This window comes from Pseudoalteromonas sp. SR41-4 (genome assembly GCF_014163985.1).
Taxonomy (GTDB): Bacteria; Pseudomonadota; Gammaproteobacteria; order Enterobacterales; family Alteromonadaceae; genus Pseudoalteromonas; species Pseudoalteromonas rhizosphaerae.
In genome coordinates this window covers 258,180-281,810 of the sequence record NZ_JACJEI010000003.1, presented here as the reverse complement: position 1 = coordinate 281,810, position 23,631 = coordinate 258,180, and the positions used below count along the sequence as shown (strand labels likewise).

23 protein-coding genes are annotated in these 23,631 nt (G+C 39.0%); 8 read left to right on the top strand and 15 right to left on the bottom strand.

Features of this window, described 5'->3' with window-relative positions; all coding sequences use genetic code 11:
• Positions 1 to 95 precede the first annotated feature (95 nt).
• From H5180_RS04295 to H5180_RS04275, 5 genes are all read right to left on the bottom strand, one after another.
• Positions 96 to 1,070: a hypothetical protein gene (locus tag H5180_RS04295; protein ID WP_182757725.1), complete on the bottom strand. Its 975-nt coding sequence runs from the start codon at positions 1,068 to 1,070 to the stop codon at positions 96 to 98.
• 60 nt (positions 1,071 to 1,130) lie between these two features.
• Complete coding sequence (locus tag H5180_RS04290) at positions 1,131 to 1,511, bottom strand: hypothetical protein (RefSeq protein WP_182757724.1); 381 nt, start codon at positions 1,509 to 1,511, stop codon at positions 1,131 to 1,133.
• A 198-nt stretch (positions 1,512 to 1,709) separates the two neighbouring features.
• Positions 1,710 to 2,918, bottom strand: a complete 1,209-nt coding sequence (locus H5180_RS04285) for an ABC transporter permease subunit (protein WP_145233908.1) — start codon at positions 2,916 to 2,918, stop codon at positions 1,710 to 1,712.
• On the bottom strand, positions 2,911 to 3,699 hold the full coding sequence (locus H5180_RS04280) for an ATP-binding cassette domain-containing protein (protein WP_145233907.1): 789 nt from the start codon (positions 3,697 to 3,699) through the stop codon (positions 2,911 to 2,913). Before H5180_RS04280 ends, H5180_RS04285 begins: the two co-directional genes overlap by 8 nt.
• Positions 3,696 to 4,505: a DUF3025 domain-containing protein gene (locus H5180_RS04275; RefSeq protein ID WP_145233905.1), complete on the bottom strand. Its 810-nt coding sequence runs from the start codon at positions 4,503 to 4,505 to the stop codon at positions 3,696 to 3,698. Before H5180_RS04275 ends, H5180_RS04280 begins: the two co-directional genes overlap by 4 nt.
• 108 nt (positions 4,506 to 4,613) lie before the next feature.
• Here H5180_RS04275 and H5180_RS04270 point away from each other — a divergent pair, with 108 nt between their 5' ends.
• Positions 4,614 to 6,239 carry a M28 family metallopeptidase gene (locus H5180_RS04270; RefSeq protein ID WP_145233903.1) on the top strand — a complete coding sequence of 542 codons (1,626 nt, stop codon included), beginning with the start codon at positions 4,614 to 4,616 and terminating at the stop codon, positions 6,237 to 6,239.
• 69 nt (positions 6,240 to 6,308) lie between these two features.
• Positions 6,309 to 7,481 carry a putative manganese transporter gene (locus tag H5180_RS04265; protein ID WP_145233900.1) on the top strand — a complete coding sequence of 391 codons (1,173 nt, stop codon included), beginning with the start codon at positions 6,309 to 6,311 and terminating at the stop codon, positions 7,479 to 7,481.
• A 218-nt stretch (positions 7,482 to 7,699) separates the two neighbouring features.
• Here H5180_RS04265 and H5180_RS04260 read toward each other — a convergent pair whose 3' ends face one another.
• From H5180_RS04260 to seqA, 7 genes are all read right to left on the bottom strand, one after another.
• Positions 7,700 to 8,065 carry a DUF805 domain-containing protein gene (locus tag H5180_RS04260; RefSeq protein WP_182730938.1) on the bottom strand — a complete coding sequence of 122 codons (366 nt, stop codon included), beginning with the start codon at positions 8,063 to 8,065 and terminating at the stop codon, positions 7,700 to 7,702.
• A 156-nt stretch (positions 8,066 to 8,221) separates the two neighbouring features.
• A complete protein-coding gene (locus tag H5180_RS04255) occupies positions 8,222 to 9,799 on the bottom strand; it encodes a dihydrolipoyllysine-residue acetyltransferase (protein WP_182757723.1) in 1,578 nt (525 codons plus the stop codon).
• A gap of 8 nt (positions 9,800 to 9,807) precedes the next feature.
• Entirely contained in the window at positions 9,808 to 10,785 is a 978-nt protein-coding gene (locus H5180_RS04250) for an alpha-ketoacid dehydrogenase subunit beta (protein ID WP_145233893.1), read from the bottom strand.
• Positions 10,785 to 11,999 carry a thiamine pyrophosphate-dependent dehydrogenase E1 component subunit alpha gene (locus H5180_RS04245; protein WP_145233891.1) on the bottom strand — a complete coding sequence of 405 codons (1,215 nt, stop codon included), beginning with the start codon at positions 11,997 to 11,999 and terminating at the stop codon, positions 10,785 to 10,787. The genes H5180_RS04250 and H5180_RS04245 overlap by 1 nt, the downstream gene beginning before the upstream one ends.
• Before the next feature lie 261 nt (positions 12,000 to 12,260).
• Positions 12,261 to 13,313 carry a succinylglutamate desuccinylase gene (astE, locus tag H5180_RS04240; protein ID WP_182757722.1) on the bottom strand — a complete coding sequence of 351 codons (1,053 nt, stop codon included), beginning with the start codon at positions 13,311 to 13,313 and terminating at the stop codon, positions 12,261 to 12,263.
• A gap of 84 nt (positions 13,314 to 13,397) precedes the next feature.
• Positions 13,398 to 15,035: a phosphoglucomutase (alpha-D-glucose-1,6-bisphosphate-dependent) gene (pgm, locus tag H5180_RS04235; RefSeq protein ID WP_182730940.1), complete on the bottom strand. Its 1,638-nt coding sequence runs from the start codon at positions 15,033 to 15,035 to the stop codon at positions 13,398 to 13,400.
• A 10-nt stretch (positions 15,036 to 15,045) separates the two neighbouring features.
• The gene (gene seqA / locus H5180_RS04230) at positions 15,046 to 15,630 is read right to left on the bottom strand and encodes a replication initiation negative regulator SeqA (RefSeq protein ID WP_149981080.1); all 585 of its coding nucleotides are present in this window, start codon (positions 15,628 to 15,630) and stop codon (positions 15,046 to 15,048) included.
• Positions 15,631 to 15,771: 141 nt separating this feature from the next.
• Between seqA and H5180_RS04225 the strand changes: the two genes are divergently transcribed.
• From H5180_RS04225 to fur, 5 genes are all read left to right on the top strand, one after another.
• Positions 15,772 to 16,536 (top strand): alpha/beta fold hydrolase, encoded by a 765-nt coding sequence (locus tag H5180_RS04225; protein WP_145234106.1) that lies wholly within the window; start codon positions 15,772 to 15,774, stop codon positions 16,534 to 16,536.
• 99 nt (positions 16,537 to 16,635) lie between these two features.
• Positions 16,636 to 16,857, top strand: coding sequence for a DUF2788 domain-containing protein (locus tag H5180_RS04220; protein WP_054204660.1), 222 nt, complete (start codon positions 16,636 to 16,638; stop codon positions 16,855 to 16,857).
• Between the two features lie 2 nt (positions 16,858 to 16,859).
• Positions 16,860 to 17,138, top strand: a complete 279-nt coding sequence (ybfE, locus tag H5180_RS04215) for a LexA regulated protein (protein WP_016709654.1) — start codon at positions 16,860 to 16,862, stop codon at positions 17,136 to 17,138.
• 14 nt (positions 17,139 to 17,152) lie between these two features.
• Positions 17,153 to 17,680 carry a flavodoxin FldA gene (gene fldA / locus H5180_RS04210; protein ID WP_182757721.1) on the top strand — a complete coding sequence of 176 codons (528 nt, stop codon included), beginning with the start codon at positions 17,153 to 17,155 and terminating at the stop codon, positions 17,678 to 17,680.
• Between the two features lie 186 nt (positions 17,681 to 17,866).
• A complete protein-coding gene (gene fur, locus H5180_RS04205; RefSeq protein ID WP_145233880.1) occupies positions 17,867 to 18,307 on the top strand; it encodes a ferric iron uptake transcriptional regulator in 441 nt (146 codons plus the stop codon).
• Positions 18,308 to 18,397: 90 nt separating this feature from the next.
• Here fur and glnS read toward each other — a convergent pair whose 3' ends face one another.
• A complete protein-coding gene (glnS, locus tag H5180_RS04200) occupies positions 18,398 to 20,059 on the bottom strand; it encodes a glutamine--tRNA ligase (protein WP_145233878.1) in 1,662 nt (553 codons plus the stop codon).
• Positions 20,060 to 20,570: 511 nt separating this feature from the next.
• Here glnS and H5180_RS04195 point away from each other — a divergent pair.
• Complete coding sequence (locus H5180_RS04195; RefSeq protein WP_145233874.1) at positions 20,571 to 21,641, top strand: DUF3083 family protein; 1,071 nt, start codon at positions 20,571 to 20,573, stop codon at positions 21,639 to 21,641.
• Between the two features lie 42 nt (positions 21,642 to 21,683).
• Here the strand turns inward: H5180_RS04195 and H5180_RS04190 are convergent, their stop codons facing one another.
• Both H5180_RS04190 and H5180_RS04185 read right to left on the bottom strand, forming a co-directional pair.
• Complete coding sequence (locus H5180_RS04190; RefSeq protein WP_182757720.1) at positions 21,684 to 22,784, bottom strand: diguanylate cyclase; 1,101 nt, start codon at positions 22,782 to 22,784, stop codon at positions 21,684 to 21,686.
• A gap of 56 nt (positions 22,785 to 22,840) precedes the next feature.
• Positions 22,841 to 23,530 (bottom strand): hypothetical protein, encoded by a 690-nt coding sequence (locus H5180_RS04185; RefSeq protein ID WP_182757719.1) that lies wholly within the window; start codon positions 23,528 to 23,530, stop codon positions 22,841 to 22,843.
• Positions 23,531 to 23,631: the final 101 nt, after the last annotated feature.

The following is a 23,631-nucleotide window of genomic DNA, read 5'->3' as shown; positions in this document are numbered from 1 at the left end:
TGCTAAATCAATAGCAACTAAATTACAATGTGCCATGTATGGACTCCTAATTTGGTAAAAGATTCTCTGCAGTTTCTTTATACCGTACTCTCCCGTTAATGGGGAGGAGTCCATACATCTGCTACTTGGTAGCGCTGGGTAAAGATATCAAACACGCTAGTAAGTGTAATTGAGTAAAAGTGTTGTTGATCTTGCGGGTCAATAAATACGCCTTCAAATGATGGTTTTGATCCCTGTGCTATTGTTTCATCAATACATGACTTATCACCTTCTGCTAGCGAAAATAATTGCGTAAACTGGGTGTGATCAATAATGATATCAAAGCACTGTAATGCTGTTTTATTAGCATTACTGATAAGGCCATCCTCTTGTACTGTTAAAATTGCATCGAGAGAATTTTCAATAATCTTGTTATTACGCTCCTTCAAGGTGTGAAGCTCTAATTTGCGGTTTATATACCTTTGGTATAAGCACACTAATAACCACAAAGCAGTGAAAAGTGAAATAATTACCAACACAAAATGATCACGGCGCTTAGCAACGTCTGTTAACAAAATATCGGTATTAATTGATACCGCAAGTTCAAGGGGCAACATGCTAATGTTATTTTCTAAACTAATACGTTGTTTTAAATAATAATGACTTGGTAAATCATGAAAAGGTAAAGTCGCTTGGCTGCTCATATCTTGGCTTTGACTAAATACACTTGACCAAGTAATGTCTTGACCAAACTCAAAACCAAATCGTAGTTTAGGATCTGGGTGAAATAAAAACTGCTGCTGATCATTTAACAGATAAACATCAACCCCAGCAGATGAACTAAAAGTAACACTATTAAATAACTCGTCAGCAAAATAATTTGTTACTAATACAGCAAATACTGCTCCTTGTTTATTAAATACCGGCTTCGCAACTCGGTAGGTACTCACGTAGGGTATCTGAATTTGACCATGCTCTCGATTATAGTTAATCGGTGATATATAGACAGATTCACTATCTAACCTGCTGGCATTAAGCATGTAATCCCGTTGCCCTTTTTGTTGTAATAAGTCTCCCTTGAGGCGCACCACAACATCATTGATCCTATCAACACGGACAATTTCTTGACCATTATCAGCAAGGGTAATATATCAGGCTTGTAATAGCTGCTGGTCAGTGCGCATAAAGCCACTAAATATTTCAGCTAAGCGCGTTTGCCATATTGCGATGGGCGTATTTAATAGTGGATCAATAAGGTTATTTGCAGCGGCTCGACTAATACCACTGATAGGCGGCGTGACATTTAAAAAGTTGATTGACGAGACACTGTCTTTTAAATGCCCTTTTAATATTTGTGCTTTTGTATCAAGCTCTTGCTGTAGTGTGGTTTGGGCAATCTGGTAAACATCTTTGCGTGCTTTTTGCTCATAAATATATAAAGCAGGAGTTGCGAAGATGAAAAAAAACAGCAAAGCTAATAAAGAAAGTTTATTACTGCGAAATAAATTAGAAAATGTCAGAGGGTAGCGCATCAAAATTGCCAGTTTGCTTTCAAAACAAACTATATTATAGAGCAATTAAAAAAGTTATCTTTGAGCTTTTTATCGATTCTTAGTTTTAACCATGAAACTATAAATAAGTAATAAAAAATGACGAGCTATCCCGTCATTTTTTATTATTTAACTGAGAGTATTGTAACAACTACGCCCAGCCTACTTCTTTACAACTTGTTACCTAAATAAGACTTCTTCTTTATTAAACCATTTAACACAAAATGCTAATAGTGCACCGGCAACAATCACGGTCGCTAAAAAGATTAGTCCAAGTAACGTGTAATCAATCGTACCTTTGATAATTTCTTTAATCGCTAAAGCCACATTAGTAACCGGAATAAATGCGGTTTTAGCTGTTAGCTCAACATTCGGTAATAAAGCAACAATGATAGGAAATATCACCCCCATGCTCAGTGGTGTCATATAATTTTGTGCTTCTTTAAAACTACGCGCATAAATCGATATTGCTAACGCAAGAGAAGAAAAAATCGCCGCTACGGGTAATAAAATAATAAAAATGAGTGCCAGATCTAATACTCGTAATGAACTAAATGCTGTTTTTATAACATCCAAATCAATGAAAGAAATCGCGATACTGATCCATACGCCCATACTCAACACGGTTATCGTTGTGGTGGCGATTGACGCTGCAAGTAAAGTAATAAATTTACCTAATACAAGTTGCGTACGGGTGATTGGTGTCAGTAGTAACGTTTCTAATGTGCCGCGTTCTTTCTCACCTGCACCTAAATCAATTGCTGGGTATGTTGCTCCCATCAAAACTAATGGGATCAGTAAGTAAGGAATAAAGCCGCCTATTTTCTCACCTAAATTTTCTCGTTTATCAGCGGTATCAACTTTTACAACTTTGATTGGATCAATAATCGCACTTTGTTGCTCAACTGAAACACCATAACTCAATAGTTTTTCAGCTCTTAGCTTATTACCAAATTCTTCAGCAAGCTCTTTTACTCTGTCGAATAAAAAGTTAATCGCTTTGGCATCGTTATAAACCACTTGCCACTGGCTCTGTTTTGCGTCATCAAGGTTTTGTTTGGCATCTGCGGGTAAGAAAATACCCATATCAATGATGCCAGCTTTAACGGCCTCAGTAAGCTCTGCAACTGTATTAAAGGTGTGTTCACCTTTGTATAATTGAAAACTTTTATGGTAAAAAACTTTATCTGTGAATGATTGCGCATATTCGCCATTGATAATGGCATAGGTATGAACTTTTTGTTCGGCTTCAAGTGTTGCTTGAGAACTAATAAATGCCATCACCGCAAATAATAATGGAAAGATAGCAACTGGCAATGCGACAATAAAAATGAGTGTTTTTTTATCACGTAATAGCTCTTTTAATTCCTTTTTAAATACTTCAAACATTATTTTTCTCCGTCAAAATATTCATAAACGCTTGATTTAGTTCGTCGCTTTTACCCACTTTTTTAAATTCGTCAAGACTGCCGTCAAAACAACTGATACCTTCGTTGATCACCGCAACGCGGTCACACAGTAGCGCTACTTCATCTAAATGATGGGTTGAAAATATAACAGGAGTCCCTTGCGCTTTAAGCCGTTTGATAAACTCGATCACCGTTTGAGTGGTCATTATGTCTAATCCAGTGGTCGGCTCATCAAGTACTACGACTGCCGGGTGGTGCACAACTGCGCGGGCTATATTGGCTTTTTGTTTCATACCCGTTGATAAATTATCAGCACGTTTATCAATAAAGCTATGCATGTCGAGTAAATCAAATAACTCTTCACACCGTGACCTAATCGCGTCTTTACCCATACCGTGCAGTTTTGCAAAATATTCGATATTTTCTTTTACCGTTAAACGGCCATATAAACCGGTACTGCCAGATAGAAATCCAATAGACTTACGACCAAATAGTGGTTTTTTTATGATGTCTTCACCAGCAATAATTATTTGCCCTTCATCGGGTTTTAACGCTGTCGAGATCATTCTTAGCGTGGTGGTTTTTCCTGCACCATTAGGGCCGAGTAAGCCCAGCACTTCGCCTTTATTACAATGAAAGCTGACATCTCGCACCGAATGAAAATAATCTTTATCTTCACGGGGATCTATTTTATCGACTTTGTTTTTTTTATGGTCTTTAGTTAGCTTAAATTTCTTTTTAAGCCCCGTAACTTCTATCATGTTCGTGTCCTTCGTTTTGGTCTAAAGTAATCTGTATTACTATAAAACTCGGGGTTATTATTATCATACCAGCCTGGTACGCCTAGCAGTGGTAATGGTGAGAGCTGGCTATTGTCCCTTAAACAGTTATCGACGCTAATCATCTCATAAAGGGTTTGATCAATATACTGATACTGCTGGGCTAAATCTTTACAAAATATGTCACTCGGTACTTTTACAAATAATGCTTTACCTGTCAGACCAATATACGGCTTTGTTAGCATTTCATAATTAGCGTGGCCGAACATAAATGGCGCAATGGTTTTCCCCCACAACGCTCTTTGCTCAATAAATGCCTGCTGCCATTGATGATTTTTAAGTAACGCAGGCCAAACATCATCACTTACAGCAAGTACAACCCCACATTCATCAAACAAGGTTAAGGCATTGCGGTGTTTTGAGCGTACTTTAGTGCCGTGAAGTGTGATCTCTTCAACATGGCGTTGATTGATTAATGCTTTCGTTTTAGGAAATAAACACCAGATAAGTCCACCAAATAAGTCATGCCAATTTTGTTGTCGCGTTGGTACTTTACCGGTATCAAAAATGATTTGCTCATAATAGCGCTCTTCCTCACTAAAGCAGGCGTCATCAACAAAGCGAATTGTTTGCTGATTTGCATTTTTAGCATCTAAAAATGATGAAAACCACGCACATTGCGGCCAGTCGGATAAACCATTTAAAGAAAACAGTGTATTTAAATGGCTAAATGCACCATTTTCTAAACTGGGGCTATGCCATTGTTCGTAAGGGGTAAAACGCTTCATGAGTATCTTTAGCTTTACAATTATTATGGTTGGAGTTTACCGCAAAAACTGGTTCTCTTTAATAGAAGTTCTTATACTGAGCTCACTTAAAACAAAAAAAGAGCGACTATGAAACGTTATTTTTCTCTGACACTCCTTGCAACTGCGGTACTTGCAGGATGTGCAACAACAAGTCTCACCTCTGATGATGTTAGCAAAGGGTATAATTCAATCAATGCTCAACAACTCGCAGAGCATGTCAAAGTGCTTGCCTCCGATGAATTTGGAGGCCGCGCTCCATCTTCAAAAGGTGAAGAACTTACACTAGCTTACCTTACTGAAGAATTTAAAAAACTAGGTTATCAACCAGGTAATGGCGACAGCTTCTTACAAGAAGTTCCGTTGGTGTCTCTTGAAGCAGATCCAAACATGGTGTTAACTATCGGCGGCAAAGATTACCAGTATAAAAAAGACATGGTAATGGGCAGCAGTCGCATTAGCGAACGCCAAAGTATTAAAGACTCTGAACTGGTATTTGTTGGTTATGGTGTTAATGCCCCAGAATATAATTGGAATGATTACGCAGGTTTAGATGTTAAGGGTAAAACTGTGGTGATCTTAGTCAACGACCCTGGTTTTGCCACTAAAGATCCTGCTTTGTTTACCGGTGATGCCATGACTTACTATGGCCGTTGGACTTACAAATACGAAGAAGCCAGCCGTCAAGGTGCTGCTGGGGCTATCATCGTTCATGAAACTGCACCGGCCTCTTACCCTTGGTCTGTGGTTGAAAACTCATGGAGCGGCGAGCAGTTTGGTTTTCAAAAAGAAAACAATAATATGGACAGAGTCGCTGTTGAAGGTTGGGTAACCACAGAGGTTGCTAACGAGCTTTTCACTAAAGCAGGTTTAGATTTTGCCAGTGCGAAAGCCAATGCAGCAAAAGGCGCTTATCATGTTGATATGGGCGATTTAACAGCGTCTGTTGCGGTTAAAAACACCATCAAAAAATCAATTTCATATAACTTCATTGCGACTTTACCCGGTAGTGAAAAACCAGATGAGCATATTATATACTCAGCACACTGGGATCACTTAGGTACTGATAAAAACCGTAAAGGCGACCAAATCTACAATGGAGCACATGATAACGCGACAGGCACTGCAGGCTTAATTGAAGTAGCTGAAGCGTTTGCAAACTTACCAAAGCACCCTAGCCGCTCAATGACTTTTTTGGCAGTGACAGCTGAAGAGCAAGGTTTATTAGGATCTAAGTATTATGCTGCACACCCAGTGATAGCAGCAAATAAGACAGTCGCTAATATTAATATGGATAGCTTGAACTTGTTAGGCAAAGTAAAAGATATCAGCGTGGTTGGTATTGGTAAATCAGAAATGGACTCGCTATTAGCACAGGCAGCTAATGCACAAGGGCGCACTGTCTCGGGCGATCCTAAACCATCTTCAGGCGGGTACTATCGCTCTGATCATTTTGCTTTCGCCAACATGGGTATTCCAGCGATGTATGCGGGTGGTGGCAGTGAAGCACTTGACGAAGATACGGCTAATTATCGTAAACGCATGAGCTTAGTGCTACGTGGTTGTTACCATCAACCATGTGACAGATACCGTGACGAATGGGATCTATCGGGAGCTGTACAAGACTTACAACTGTTTTATCAAGTAGGTTTTGACATTTCTGAGCAACCACAATGGCCAAAATGGAATGCGAACTCAGAATTCCAAAGAAAATAACGCAAATGATATTGATTTTCATTTGATTTAAATCTAAAGTGCAACTTAGATAGTTTTTAGGTTGCACTTATGTTTTCACTTTCACTGCCCAAAATTAGTTTTCCAACGTCCACACATTTTATTACCAGTAATAAACGGCTGATATTACCGCTATTGTTGTTGTGTTGTTTAGCTTATGCTCCTTTGCGAGCAATGACATTAACGGCAATGAGTGATGCGTTTTTTCAAGTTAGTATATTTGTTGCCGCCACTTTATTTATCTATTACTACGCCATCGATCGGTTGCCTCACTTAGAGCTTGGCTATTTAAGTCAAAAATCACCCTTGTTAGAAATTAGTTTTGCTTCATTACTCGGTGCTTTACCTGGCTGCGGAGGCGCCATCATAGTAGTGACACAATTTACCAAAGGACAAGCGAGCTTTGGCTCTATCGTTGCTGTATTAACAGCGACCATGGGGGATGCTGCATTTTTACTATTAGCAACGAAGCCGCTTGAAGGCTTACTTATTATGATTATTGGCCTGAGCGTTGGTATTATCAGCGGCTCCTTAGTCAATGCATTTCATAAGCAAGATTATCTTCGCCCAGCAAAAAATGATTATGCTGATGAGTGCTTAAATCAGCCTAGTAAGGCAATTATAGTCAGTAAATCAATTTGGCAAATTATTATGATGCCCAGTCTTATTGTGGCAATAATGATTGCTTTCAATACTGACTTTTCAGCCTTTGACGCTCTACTTGCTGAATCAATAACCTTATTTGGCGCTATTATGGCGCTATTGGCTGTTACCACTTGGGCGCTGTCGTCTAAAGGTCAAAGCTATCAACAAGTAACTTCAGAAGAAGAAACTATAACGCCCCCTTCAAAGCTATATAAAGTTTTGCAAGACACCCATTTTGTCACGGCATGGGTAGTTGCCTCGTTTATGCTATTTGAGTTATTAGTAACATTTGCCGGTGTAGATTTAAAAGCCTGGTTTACTCACTATGCATACTTAGCGCCTTTAATTGCCGTTTTGATTGGTTTTTTACCTGGCTGTGGACCACAAATAGTGGTAACTACATTGTATATTCAAGGCATCATTCCCTTTAGTGCCTTAGCTGCGAATGCAATATCAAATGACGGCGATGCCCTTTTCCCTGCAATCGCAATGGCACCACGTGCCGCATTTGTGGCAACAATATATTCGGCAATTCCCGCTTTACTCGTTGGTTATGGCTTATATTTATTTGAGGTGTAAGTCACTGATATAAAAAAGCTCAGCGACTGCTGAGCTTTTCATTATACCAATCGTGTTAAGTTACTGACCATTTATAGCGACAGATAAATACAGTGATAACAAGGCATAAATTTTGACATGTAGTTGTTCTACTTGAAAAATTATAACGCAGTTAGCGCTTTATTTAGCTCGCTAGAATGGTTAAATATTTAAGTCAATTGGTATTATTCATTATTTAATTAAACAGTAGCGGATTCTAGAGCAACTTCTTTTGGATTTGGGCCATGATCGTTCTCCCCTTCTTGCGAATTTTGTGCATAGAAAACAATTAAAACAATCCAGCCGATTACTGGTACTAACCAAAGTAACTGCCACCAACCTGAACGATTCGTATCATGAAGACGACGAGCACCAGCACTTAGACCTGGGATCAATAGCGCGAGGCTATAGATAGTGCCAATAAACATTGTACCTAATAAGCTATCAACAGCATTACATACAATTGAGAAAATCGTATTAAATAATACGAACATCCAGTAAGCTTTACGACGGCTACGACCTGAAAAATCCGCGTAGCTGCGCAACGCATTCATATAATGTTCCATTGTATTTCCTTAGTGTTATTTTTTATATTCCCTAATAGGGCCTTTATTACTTTTCAGTAACCCTTGTATATTAATTAAAAACAACTATTTGTAAAAGAAAAACCAGCATTAAGCTGGTTTTAAAATAGGTAATATTTTAAAAGTAATTAAAAAGTATTAACTCATTGCCATCATCATTTTGGCTGGGTTTTCTAAATACGATTTCCACAAGTTATTGAATCGCGCTATCGTAGCGCCATCAATCACTCGGTGATCGCCTGACCAACTAACTTGCATAATTGCAGCAGACACCACTTGCCCTTTGGCATCAAAACGCGGTAGATGTTGTAATTTACCCAATGCCACAATCGCCACTTCTGGCTTGTTGATAATTGGCGTCGCAACTGTTCCGCCAATCGCGCCAATATTAGAAATGCTAATTGTGCCGCCTTTGAGATCGTCAGGGCTAACACGTCCTTCACGGGCAGCATCCGTCAATCGCGTTACTTCATTGGCTACATCAACAATACTCTTTGTTTGACATTGTTTGATATTTGGCACTAACAAACCAATTTTAGAGTCAACTGCCATACCGATATTGTGATCATCAAAGTAGCTAAGCTCAGTGCATTCATCATTTATTTTCGAGTTTAATACCGGAAATTCTTTCATAGCCAGCGATAAGGCCTTGATGAAAAATGGCATCATTGTCAATTTAACGCCTTGTTGCTTATATTGCTCTTTTAAATCACTGCGCAAAGCAATCAAAGTTGTTAAATCAATCTCATCACAAAATGTAAAATGTGGGATAGTCGTTACCGAAGCAACCATTTGTTTAGCCATTGCTGCTTTGATGCCTTTAATTGGCTCAATGCGCATGCCGCCAGTGTCGCTAGCTGTGGTTTTCGTAACGTCAGGCTTCGTTTGCAGTGGTGATGTATCAATACTATTTGGCACTTCCCCTTTCACAAACTGTTCAATGTCCTCTTTGTAAATACGGCCATTCTTACCACTGCCTGGGACTGTGGTTAGATCAACATCAAGTTCACGTGCTTTGCGTCTTACTGCCGGTGATGCGACCGCCTTTTTATTAATTACAGGGGCTGTTACTGACTTTTCAACTACTGCTGGTTTTTGCTCTACCGCTTTGGTTTGTGCTTTCACTAATGCATCATTGATATCGACAACATTTGCTTGAGTGCCTGCAATCGACATTTGAAAAAGTGGACTGTGTACTTGCGCAACATCCCCTTTAGCATAATAAAGTTTTACCACTGTGCCGGTATATTTAGCTGGAATTTGTACGAGTGCTTTATCTGTCATTACATCACAAACGGCTTGATCTTCTTCTATCAAGTCGCCTTCGCTGACTAACCACTCAACAATTTCACACTCAACAATTCCTTCACCAATATCGGGAAGGATAAAATCCTCAACGACTTCAGAGTCAGTATTTGTTTGCGTGTGCTCTATTACGCTGGTTGTTTCTGGTTGAGTATGATCGGCTGTAGTCTCACCAGCTACATCCATTGCAAACAGCGGGGCATGCACTAAAGCAATATCCCCTTTAGCATAATAGAGCTTACTGATCACACCATCATGAACCGCAGGAATTTGCACCAGTGCTTTGTCTGTCATTACATCACAAATCGGTTGATCTTCAGCTACGGTGTCGCCTTCGGCTACTAACCATTCAACAACTTCACATTCAACGATGCCTTCACCGATATCCGGTAAAATAAAATCTTTTGCCATGATGACTCCTAAAATTCGACCGATTGCTTGATTGCTGCGAGCACTTTCAACGCATCAGGTACATATTCTTTTTCAAGCGCTAATGGATACGGAGTATCTAAGCCGCAAACACGTAAGATAGGTGATTCTAAATGCAAAAAACATTCTTGTTGGATTGTCGCCGCAATTTCTGCACCAAAACCATTAGTGATTGGTGCTTCATGGCTAACAATAAGTCGCCCTGTTTTTGTCACTGAGTTAACAATCGTTTCCATATCCCATGGTAAAATACTGCGTAGATCAATCACTTCACAACTAATACCCTGCTCACTTGCACGTTTTGCAGCATCTTCGATGATTTCCATCTGTGCGCCCCAAGCAAGTAGTGTTACATCCGTACCTTCACTAACTATTTCAGCTTTACCAAGCTCAATGCTGTAATCTTGTTCAGGAACTTCACCCGTTGATGCACGATATAAACGTTTAGGCTCAAAGAAAATAACTGGATTATCATCTTTAATTGCAGCACGTAATAAGCCCTTTGCTTGGTAAGGGTTGCGAGGGACAACAATCTTAAGTCCCGGGGTATGTGCAAAATAAGCTTCAGGTGATTGCGAATGATATAAACCACCGGCAATACCACCACCGTAAGGAGTACGGATAGTCAGGTTGCCAACATTAAACTCGTTACCGCTACGATAACGAAATTTAGCAGACTCATTTACTATTTGGTCAAAGGCTGGAAATATATAATCGGCAAATTGAATTTCAGCAAGTGCTGGTGCGCCAAACGCTGCTAAGCCATTAGCAAAACCCATGATCCCTTGTTCGGTTAATGGTGTATTAAATACACGGTGCTGACCATATTTCTCTTGTAGTCCAGACGTTGCGCGAAATACGCCGCCAAAATAGCCAACATCTTCACCAAAAATACACGCTTGCGGATGTTCAGCCATAGTTATATCAAGGGCTGAATTAATCGCATGTAACATATTCATTTTAGCCATTACTTAATTCTCCCTGCAGTCACTGGGTAAGCATCGGGGTGTTGCTTGATATGCGTTTTCAATTGCTCGTATTGACGTTGCAAAGAAGGGATCGGTGTATCATATACATCCGACACCAACTCTTCTAAGGCCGGTTTTGCAATCACTTCAGCGCGTTTTAATGCGGCTAGGATATCTTCACGAATTTGCTCTTTGGCTTTATTGTCTTCTTCTTCATTAAGCCAGTTTTGCTTAATTAACCATTTGCGAAAACGTTCGATTGGACAAGATTGATAATTTGCTTCTTCGTCTTTTGAACGATAGCCACTAGGATCATCTGATGTAGAATGCGCGCCAAGGCGATATGCAATCGATTCAATTAAAATCGGCTCACCTGTTTTAGTGGCAAGTTCACGGGCTTTTTTAGTTGCGGCATAAACAGCAAGTGCATCAGCACCATCAACACGAATCGTTTTAATACCGTAACCTACGCCACGAGAAGCGATGCCGTCGCCCTTAAATTGCTCATCCGCAGGAGTTGAAATCGCATAGCCGTTATTGCGAGCAAAAAATATAACCGGTGACTTATGCACTGCGGCCATATTTAAACCAGCATGGAAGTCTCCTTCTGAAGCAGCCCCTTCGCCAAAGTAACAGATAGTTATGTTATCTATCGTTGAGCTTAGTTCACCTGATTTTGCATCTATGTGTTTAATTTTCTGCCCGTACGCGTAACCTGTTGCTTGCGGTATTTGAGTACCTAGCGGCGATGAGATAGTCATGTAATTAAGTGCACTTGAACCGTAGTGAATTGGCATTTGGCGACCTTTACCTAAATCCAACTCATTTGAAAACATTTGATTCATAAACTGATCAAGTGTGAAGCCACGATAATGAAGTGCAGCCTGCTCACGGTATTGCGCCATGATCATATCGTCTTGATCAAGTGCCGCAGCAGACGCTGTCACTGCCGCCTCTTCGCCTAAACATTGCATGTAAAAGCTTACCCGGCCTTGGCGTTGAGCAGCTTGCATACGCTCATCAAGTGCACGAATAAAACGCATTGTTTCATATAACCGCAGCGCAGTACTTTCATCAATATCGGGGGCTGTTGCACCGTCGTGGATATCGCCATCCTCGTTTAAAATACTCAAGGTCGGAATATTTAAGGCATGACCGTCAATAAATGAGAGATCATGACTAATATTCAGCGATACGTTATTTGGATTGCTCATAACCTACCTTCTTTTGTTGTCGTAAACAGTACAAGTCAGTTGTTATTATTGGCTGTGCTCTGCAGGATAAACTTTGCAGAAACTGTACTGTATTTAAATTAAAGCTGCTAACACTTTACGTTAACGTAAAGTGTTATTCAACTAATCATAGACGAAACAAAGTTAATTGGCGACAGTGGCATTGGAAAGTTAACTATACAAAAGCATAAAGTATATACAATCATATAGTTAATGATTTGAGCTGACCTGCAAAGCAACAAATTAAATAATATTATCAGTCAGTTGTAATGGTATTACCGTTAATAATGCACGTTGTCCAAGGGCAACATCGGCATTAGGAAATATAATTGCTTCGCCTTCAACATCTGCGTAATAACAGGTCTGACCATCCGTTGCGAGTAAATCACCTTTGCTAAACCCGGTAAAATTCTCGGCATCATCCGAAAAAGGAAACGAAAAATCGTGTTCAGTGCGATTGATTGATCGGTGCACAGCAAATAACTCAAAGTCACTTGCATCAAATTCTTTATATATCACTTCTTTTTGGCTAATTAATGCGATTAGGGTCGCTTTGGTTTTCGCAAAACGACTCATATCATTTTCACCAAACGGTTTTACTTGACCAAGTTCAACGGTAAATGAATCTGCACCATGAACAAAAGAAGAATAGTAACTAAAAGTGGTGGCTGGTGATTTCATCATTAGCACCGTATTTACTCCACAGCTTAATAAAAACTGTAGTTGCGATTTTTTCCACGGTTTACCATGTAAAAAGGGATATACAGCAAATTTATCATTTTTTGAACCACGAATAGCAGTATGCAAATCGTAATGACAGCGCTCTCGCTGCTGCCCACCGCGTTGATAAAAGTCACTAACATATTGTTCAAGCTTGGCCGCTCGTGTGCGCTCATTATTCATCTTTACACCTTCGACAGTGTGATGACCATTAAATAAACGGTTTAGATTTTCTTCTACAAAACGCTTGTCAATATTAATTGATTGCGGGTTACCAAAAATAAACAGTACACGCTGTGCTAGTTGTAAATCGCCTAAGATAATACGCTTAATTAATTCATCGCAAATTTCAATAGGTGCTGTTTCATTACCATGGATCGCACTTGAAAGTACCACATCGATTGTAGTAGAGCATTTTGGTTGAAACTCTATAACGCCGGTGTCATGAATAGTTACAGTGGTACCATTACTTAAAGTAAAAGCACTCGCTGCTAAGTGCCATTCATTATTACGGCTGAGAGTTAAAAAATCGCCTTGCTGTTGTAATTCGTTTAAATACTCTGAGTTGGCTGTCATAATCCAAATGCCTTCATATTATTATGCAAATGAGAAACAAAAACGGCTGAATAAATCAGCCGTTATAAAATAGTCTAAGCGTTATTAACTAATCACTGAATCAACCAACTTCTTGGCTTCTTTTTCTAATAGCGCTAAATGTTCTTCACCTTTGAATGATTCAAGGTAAATTTTATAAATGTCTTCAGTCCCTGATGGACGCGCTGCAAACCAGCCGTTTTCAGTAACTACTTTTAAACCACCAATAGCGGCATTATTACCAGGCGCATGAGTTAGCTTTTGTAAAATAGGCTCGCCCGCAAGGGTATCTGCCGTAACATCTTTCGCACTTAGCCCTTTAAGTCGCTCTTTTTGGGCAGAACTTGCAGGTGCATCTATACGTTTGTATATAGGCGCACCAAATTCGAGCTCAAGCTCTTTATAAAGTGCTGATGGGGTTTTTCCTGTTACAGCTAAAATTTCCGCGGCTAATAATCCCATGATGAAACCGTCTTTGTCGGTATTCCATACTGTACCGTCAAAACGAAGGAATGATGCCCCGGCACTTTCTTCACCGCCAAACGCGAGTGTTCCAGTACTTAGCCCTTCGACAAACCATTTAAAACCAACAGGTACTTCTCGTACTTGACGATTATTACGGGCAACTACTCGGTCAATCATCGCACTTGAAACAAGTGTCTTGCCAATTTCAACGTCTTTGGACCAATCACGATGATTTAATAAGTAATCAATGGCAACCGCTAAAAAGTGATTAGGATTCATTAAGCCGTCAGGAGTTACAATACCATGGCGATCATAGTCTGGATCATTGCCAATGCTTATATCAAAATCATCTTTAAGGGCGATTAGGTTTGCCATCGCATAAGGTGATGAGCAATCCATACGAATTTTGCCATCTTTATCAAGTGGCATAAATGCAAAGCGCGGATCGACACTTTCATTAACGATTGTTAAATCTAAAGCAAATTTTTCGGCGATAATAGGCCAAAAGTTGATCCCTGAACCACCGAGCGGATCAATACCCACTTTAATATTTGCCTTTGCAATCGCTTTTACATCAACAACATTAATCAAATCTTCAATATAAGGAGTCATTAAATCTTGGTATTTAATAAAACCTGAACGGGCAGCTTTTGCAAATGGGAATAGCTCAACTTCAACTAAATCTTCTAGTAGTAGTTGATTTGCTCTGTCTTCTATCCACTTAGTAACGTCAGTATCTGCCGGCCCGCCATTAGGTGGGTTATATTTAAAACCGCCGTCTTCTGGAGGATTATGTGAAGGTGTAACAACAATACCGTCAGCTAATTCATGAGGATGTAATTTGTTATGACACACGACCGCGTGGCTAATCACCGGTGTAGGTGTAAAATCGTCGTTTTCTTGCGTGATCACTTGTACTTCGTTAGCAACAAGCACTTCAATCGCTGAATTGTAAGCCGCCTCACTTAACGCGTGCGTATCCTTACCTAAGAATAGCGGTCCAAAAATATTATTTTGTTTTCGGTAATCACAAATTGCTTGAGTAATGGCGAGAATGTGAGATTCATTGAATTTCACATCATATGAACAACCTCGGTGCCCTGAAGTACCAAAAGCAACACAATGTTCAGGGTTTTGCTCTAGATCGGGTTCATTTAAATAATAAGCAGACACTAATTTTGGTACATTTACTAAATCTGATTGTGTTGCAGGTTTCCCTGCACCGGAATGAATCGCCATTACATTTCCTTTATAAGTAGTCTCGAATTTTTTCAGCTTGTTCAGCACTATAGCCTAAGCCAAGTGCCACTTCGTGTAGCATCATTTTCTTACGGGTAGTATTTGAGTTGGTCATTACCCAGTATTCACTGTCGGTAATGTTTTTTGGATTCATACTGCTGCCACTGTTTACTAACGCTTCTTTGCTGGTTGCGAAGTAAACGCGATCACGCCCTTGCACATCCAATACCGCTGAAAAATCAGTTTTATGAGTTCTATGTAAAGCAGATAAAATAAACAAAAAGCGCCCTACTACGCCTTTTTGCATCGCCAACTCTTCTTTATTGAGTATATTAAAAACACTGGCATGCGCTTGTGTCAATGGTGTGACAGCGGCTGACTTTTTATTCTCGGTCGATGAGGTGTTTTCAGTTGTTTGAGTCGTCTTTGCAACCTCATGCGTGACGGGCTGTTCTGGTTTTTCTTGCGCGGCTAAATCATTTTCGCCGTGAATATTTAATAAACGACGTAAAATAGTTGAGGCGCTTTCGCCTATACTTTGAGTGTTACTTGCAATGTATTGATATAACTCGTCGTCTATGTCAATTTTTTTCATGTTATTCCTGTCGTTACGGGTCACATTTTTTTCATCCATGCTGATTATACCCAAACCTGATTTAATTCTCTATGTTTTGCAATTTGTTATTTCACTAGGCAAACTAGGCACACTTTTATGAAATTGTTTTTGGAAACTGTGATGCTGTTAAATTACAAACAAACTGGCCAAGGGCCGCATGTAATTTTGATCCATGGATTGTTTGGTTCACTGGAAAATTTAAATGTTATAGCCAATGCATTGGCAGAAAATTTTACAGTAACGAATCTTGATTTACGTAACCATGGCCGTTCACCACACAGTGATATTATGGATTACCCGGCAATGGCTGACGACGTACTCGCCTTAATGGACCATTTAAGTATTGATAAAGCCCATTTAGTCGGTCATTCTATGGGCGGGAAAGTTGCTATGCAAATAGCACATATTAATCCAAGCTCAGTAAATAAGCTCGTAGTATTAGATATCGCTCCTGTTGCATATCAAAGTCGTCATGATGATATCATTGCGGCATTAAAGCTGGTAAAAAGCCATGCTATTAATGACCGCAAAGAAGCGGATAAATTAATGACGCAGCTAATACCTGAATTAGGTGTTCGCCAGTTTTTGCTAAAAAGCTATGCGAAAAACGAACTTGGTGAACTGCAGTGGCGCTTTAATTTGACTACCCTAAGTGAAAAATATCGCAATATTTTAGCAAATATTAAAGCAAATGATTCTTGTTTATGCGATACTTTATTTATCAAAGGGAACGATTCTGATTATATATTGCCTGAATATCGTGAAGCTATTATGGCTCAATTTAGCAACGCAAAAGCAAAAATTATTCATGGCGCAGGTCATTGGTTGCATGCCCAAAAACCAATGGCGGTTAATAAGTCTATCAATGATTTTTTAATGGCTTAATAAAGCAAAATTTAATCACGTATTTTTGACTTAGCGCACTAAATTATTACAATTTTATATGCTATAATACGCGCCGTTTAATTTAAAGGTTATACGTTGATGGTCAGTCAGTTAATTAACGAATTTGATACCCTTGGGTTGTACTTTGGCTTAGCCGGTGTGTTCTTTTTTATTGGTATGGCTATCCAAGACGTACTAAAAAAAGGTAATGTGCCTAAATTTGGCCGTTATGTAGTATGGCTTGTGCTATTTTTAGGGTGTTCTGGTTTTATCGCTAAAGGACTTATTCAAGTTTTTTGGCAAGGTGCGGGTGTGGGTTAACCATGGCTAAGTCTGAAACAGATAGAACAACGCTCGATTTATTTGAATACGAAAAACGCCCCGGCAGACCAAAAACGAATCCCCTACCAAGGGAGGTTCAGTTAAAGGTAAATAAACGTAATCAAATAAAAAGAGATAAAGCACGTGGTTTAAAGCGTGTCGAATTTAAAGTTTCATCGCAGTTATATCAAGCGTTAAGCGATATGGCCGATGCACAAAATATTAGCCGCAGTGCGCTGATTGAAACTATTTTACAAGAAAGATTGGCTATTGATAGATAAAAGGTTTTAAATCCATGGCAAGTGTAGGTATTTTTTTCGGAAGTGACACAGGTAACACAGAACACGTAGCTAAAATGATCCAAAAAGAATTGGGTAAAAAGTTAGTGGCTGTGCATGATATTGCTAAAAGTTCAAAAGAACAGATCGCAGAATTTGATTTAATCTTATTTGGCATTCCTACTTGGTATTATGGTGAAGCACAATGTGATTGGGATGACTTTTTCCCTGAATTAGAAGAAGTTGATTTTGAAGGCAAGCTTGTGGCTATTTTTGGCTGTGGCGATCAAGAAGACTACGCTGAATACTTCCTTGATGCGATGGGTATGATCAATGACATCGTTACTGAGCGTGGCGCTATTGTTGTGGGTCATTGGCCAACACAAGGGTATGATTTTGAAGCCTCGAAAGGCATGGCTGATGACAACCATTTTGTTGGTTTAGGCATTGATGAAGACCGTCAACCAGAGCTTACTGAACAACGTGTAAAAGCATGGTCAGCACAAATTTATGAAGAAATGTGTTTAAGTGAACTTGCTGATTAAATGCACTTTATTGCTAGTAATCGTATAAAATAGTGACGTTCGTTTTCCTATTACACATTTTATAAGTATTTCTAGCAATTGATCTTTGCACTTAATGACTAGGCACGTTATTCTTATCGTTGCTAATGTGTCGTGTACATCTTTGTAAGGTGTCTAGTATAACCAAATATAATTGAGACAGATTTAATGACTGATCATAACTTGGAATTAAAAAAAGCCGGCTTAAAAGTAACTTTGCCGCGTATTAAAATTTTAGAGATTTTACAATCTCCAGATAACCAACACATCAGCGCTGAAGATGTTTACAAAATTCTTTTGGACCTAGGTGAAGAAATTGGCCTTGCTACTGTGTACCGCGTACTTAACCAATTTGATGATGCGGGTATTGTTAGCCGTCACCATTTTGAAGGCGGTAAGTCTGTATTTGAACTCTCTGGTAGCACACACCATGATCACCTAGTATGTTTAAAATGTGGTAAAGTTGTTGAATTTGAAGATGAAATGATTGAACGTCGTCAACTTGAAATTTCAGAAGAAAATGGTATTAAATTAACCAACCACTCTCTTTATTTGTATGGTGAGTGTACTGACACTGCAGCATGTAAAGCATTTGCTGATAGCCAATAATTTATTAGCTGAATAAAAAAAACCTGCAAATTGCAGGTTTTTTTATGTCTGTTACTTTTATCCCCTCGCCTTTGAGCGAAGGGATAAAAACTACTGCTGTGTTTTAGTCCAAGAATCACGTAAACCAACTGTTTGGTTAAATACAATGTTCTCTGACTTAGTATCACGGCTGAAGTACCCTGTACGTTCAAATTGAAAACCTTGTGCAGGCTCTGCATTAGCAAGTGATGGCTCAAGTTTTGCGTTTGCTAAAACCACTAATGAATCAGGATTTAAAGTTGTTGCAAAGTCTTCAGCTGCTGCAGGATTTGGTACGCTGAATAACCGATCATATAAACGAACTTCTGCGGTGATTGACTCACTGGCTGACACCCAGTGGATAACGCCCTTCACTTTACGTCCATCAGTTGGATTTTTGCCCAGCGTTTGTGGATCATAGCTACAAAAAATCGTGGTTATTTCGCCATTTTCGTCTTTTTCAACACGCTCTGCTTTAATAACATAAGCACCACGTAATCGAACTTCTTTATCAAGTACTAAGCGCTTGAATTTGTTATTTGCTTCTTCTTTGAAGTCTTCACGTTCAATATAAATTTCACGGGTGAACGGAACATCACGACGACCCATACTTTCATCATTTGGATGATTTGCAATTGATAAGGTTTCAACGGTATCAACAGCATAGTTTTCAATGATGATTTTAACCGGATCGAGAACGGCCATGGCACGTGGAGCATGTTCGTTTAAGTCTTCACGGATACAGGCTTCAAGCATGCCCATTTCAACCATGTTTTCTTGTTTGGTTACGCCAATACGTAAGCAAAATTCACGAATTGATGCTGGTGTATAACCACGACGGCGAAGACCTGCAATGGTAGGCATACGCGGATCATCCCACCCTTCAACATACTCATTGACCACTAAATCATTTAGCTTACGCTTTGACATTATAGTGTATTCAAGGTTTAACCTTGAAAACTCAATTTGTTGTGGATGACATTCAAGACTGATGTTATCTAACACCCAATCATATAAACGGCGGTTATCTTGAAATTCAAGTGTACACAATGAATGGGTAATGCCCTCTAGCGCATCTGAGATACAGTGCGTAAAGTCATACATTGGGTAAATACACCATTTATCACCGGTTTGATGATGATGAGCAAAACGCACACGATAAATAATAGGATCACGCAGCACCATAAATGAGCTGGCCATATCGATTTTTGCGCGTAATACACACTCGCCTTCTTTAAATTCACCAGCACGCATTTTTTCAAATAGTGCTAAGTTTTCTGAAGGACTAGTATCACGGGTTGGACTATTTTTACCAGGCTCTTTTAACGTGCCGCGATATTCACGCGCTTGATCAGCTGTTAAAAAGCACACATAGGCTAAGCCTTTATTAATAAGCTCTACAGCATAGTCATACAAAGTATCAAAATAATTTGACGAATACTTTATTTCACCATCCCAGTTAAAACCTAACCACTGAACATCTTCTTTGATTGAATTAACGTAGTTAATATCTTCTTTTTCAGGGTTAGTATCATCAAAACGTAAATTACATTGACCACTGTAGTCTTGCGCAATACCAAAATTTAAACAAATTGATTTAGCATGACCAATATGTAAAAAACCATTTGGCTCTGGTGGAAAACGAGTATGTGTAGACGCATGTTTACCTGATGCTAAATCTTCATCAATACGGGTTCTTATAAAGTTACTTGGGCGATTCTCAATTTCCGCCATAGGAATACAATCCTCACAATAGTGCATGGTGACAAAACTACTGCATTATACCCAAACCACCCCAAGATGCGAGTTTCAGTTGGAATTAAAAGCGATTTAGGCAAGGCATTGATTGCAAATAATAGTGGTTCTATTGGTAAAATCAATAACGCAGTATAAATCGCTTTTAAACCAACCCGTTGGGCGTTTCGCAGGCACTTACTCTCATCGTTGTTACTTCTTAAAAGGGACTGCCATTGTTGCAAAGTAACGCCTTGATATTAAGCCCCTGTGAAACGCTGAATTCTGCATATTGAGGTGGTTTGGGTATATTATAAAAACAAACTTTAACATACAGTAATAGATGCGGGTTTATTACATATTGTGTGCTTAGCGGAAAATACTAGCTAAAGAACCACGCCTGGGTTGTTATTTAATCTCTTAATGACGATAAATTGTTCTAGCGCAATAAAACAGTCATTCAACCAAGCTACAGTGACGTAATTAAAGTAATTCTTTTAAGGAGAAAATAATGGCTTCACTTTCACAGCATCGCGTTTATATCCCAACTACTGCACGCGCAAACCAATATATCTTAGCGGAGTTCGTACCCAGTGCCGATTTATACGCACGTTTTAGTAATATACAGCAATGTTATGAACGTTTAGCACGACAGCTATTCTCTTCATGTGATGAATACGAGCTACACAATGTACATTTGATAGCAAACGATAAGCTCCCCGTTGTTAGGTTTCATGAAGAGTCGTATTGTTTACAAACAGAAAAACAAATTTTATTCTTTTATAACCCGCGTTACCATGAAGCGCATAAATGCATTTACGACAGCAGCAAACCCAGTAAAAAAATTCGCTTACTCTTCCTTGCTACTGGTGAAGACTTGCGTGCGAATGCTGCCATATTCCATACTCGGGTTAAAAAAGTACTCGAATACCTACAAAGCACATTATTGATCGATGAAGCAGCAATAAAAGTGCGTGATCATCAACATTTAACCTATGACTTGTTCGCCAAAGCGAAAGGATGTAAAGAAAGCTACGGTTATAAACTCAGAGGACTCTACCCTCGCTACCAAAGCCGCCATTGTACACTCCCTGCAGAACATAATGAGATGACCTATACGACATTTGCGATCCCAATAACACGTACTATTAAAACTCAGTTTCATCATTTACTTAATAAGCCAACATTCACAGAGTTTTACCAGCACTTTTATGACGCATTTATTAAGCAATGCGCCGCCAAAAATTTACATTTAGCGGCGATGATAGCAAATGGTACGATGCCAATAATTAGAAACAGTAAGACTGATAACAACGATGGCAATCATGAATTGCAAAAGCTAAGTTTTTCAACCGACGATCAAAAAACGCAATATAGTCATTATTGGCATGATGAAAAACTAGTAGATTCACTGCATTTTGTTATTGTTGCCAGTGAAAAAGACGAACAAGGAATTGGCCACGGTCGGTTTATGAATCAAGTTGAAAGTGTGATCCGTACACTCATCGAACCATTATCTATTAATATAGAGCGCCAAGATATCACTGTGCGATTTTTTCAACATATCAATCATTATCTATAATAGCGAGCTTGTCGATAATCAACCCCTTAAGCTAAGTTCAGGTTAACTACAGACCTTATCCCTGCCAGTATTTTTAGCATGGTAAAGGTTTGTGTCAGCAACTTTTAATAACGTATTAAGGGCGAGTCCTGGCTGCATTTGTGCTACACCAGCACTGCTTGTTAAAGTGATTTTTTTATCGGTCAAGCTTAACGTTTTTAAACAAATGCATAAGTTACCGATAAAATCATGCCCTTGTGCAAGTGTTAAGTTTGGCATTACCACAATAAACTCTTCACCACCAAAGCGAGCAAATTGATACTCAGTATCAGCTAACTGCTCTGTAAGTAACGCGCTAAAAGCAATTAGGGCTTGATCACCGATATCATGACCATATTGATCATTTACTTGTTTAAAATGATCAATATCTAAAATTGAAACTGAAAAGTTTTGTTGCTTCCCGATAAGTTGCGCTGCAATAAAATCGAGAATATAGCGACGGTTATGAGCTCCAGTGAGTGGATCTGTATTTGCTCTGCGTTGGCTTCGTAAATATGCTTTGCGTTGATTTAATGCGAAAATTGTAATGCTTAATATCGCTAATATACCAATAACAGAATAGGCTGCTTGTAACTGTCCTTCTTTAGCTAACTTATCTAAAGTAATTTGTTGGTATTTGAATTTCTCTTCAGCCAACTGCAATTTGATATCTTGTTGAGTAGATTCAAATCGTGAGCGTGCTTCTTGCTCGAGTTTCTGCTGCGTTGTTTCTTTTGCTTGCTCTGTAAGCTTAATCAATAACTTCAGTGCATTAGTAGCCTCTGCAAAACGACCTAATTGTTCTAGGCTTTGCGCCTTTAAGCTGAGTGTATTCCGGCTGTAACGGTTATTAAGCGGCCTATCGTAATCAGTCAACAATAACTCTGATGCTTGAATATATTCAAGTGCTTGCTCTGGTTGCTGTAATGCTAAGAAAGTTTTAGCAAATCCATTATTTAACGCAATTATATGCGCTGGATTTACAATCACTTTATTAACATAACTTTTAGCCAAGTATAGTAGTTGCAACGCTTGCGAATATTTTTTTTGCTTCAGAGCGACATTTGCTTTACCAGCTGGCGCTAAAAAAAGATAGCGCGGTGCTTTTACCATTGCTGATAACATTATCATTTCTTCATAACAAGCCGCCGCTGAATCAAGTTTTTCGGCGCGCTCATATGTCATGCATAAGATATAGATAACAGGCAAACCATTGACAACATTGCCGTTTTACTGGCGAGATCGCGTGCTAAAACTGCATATTGCTCACCTTTCTCAAATAGTGACATGGTCGAATAATATGCAGCTAAACTATCATAAACATAAAGCATGGTAGTTGATGACATATTCGCAGTTTTGGCTTCAATGTAGGCATTTTCGATAATTTCTATTGCTTTAGGGTATTCCTCTTGCCAGAGCAACAGAGCCCCTTCAATTGACTCAGCTTGTACCAACATCTCTAAATCGTTTGCTTGAATAAAGGCATTTTGTGCTAAGCGGATTTGTTTAATACTTTCAGGTAACAGCCCTTCTTCTAAAGAAAAAACACTCCGATACATTAACCAATAACCTTGGATCCAATCATCGTCTTTAGGCAGTTGTTGTTGGGCAAGTTCAAAGTAACTTTGTGAACGTGCGATATCACCTTTAAATAAATACAGCCGCGCTAACAAAGTATTATTATAAGCGTGTTCAGTGGTAGAAATACGCTGAGCTGCTTGTGTAATAACTAATTCTTCGATCAACTGATTTGGTTCAGCTAATGCGCGTTGTTCGGTTACTAAAAATGCGGTACGAAATGAAGTAGATGAAAATAAATTGAAAGAGCAACAAAAGCATACAAGGTAGACTGTAAAATAAATTATTCGCATTACTGCTAGATCTTCCAATGATAAAAAGCAATCGCACATTATAACGGCAGTTTTGATTATTACCAGTAGAGTTTATTGAAACAAGCTATTGATTTTTATTA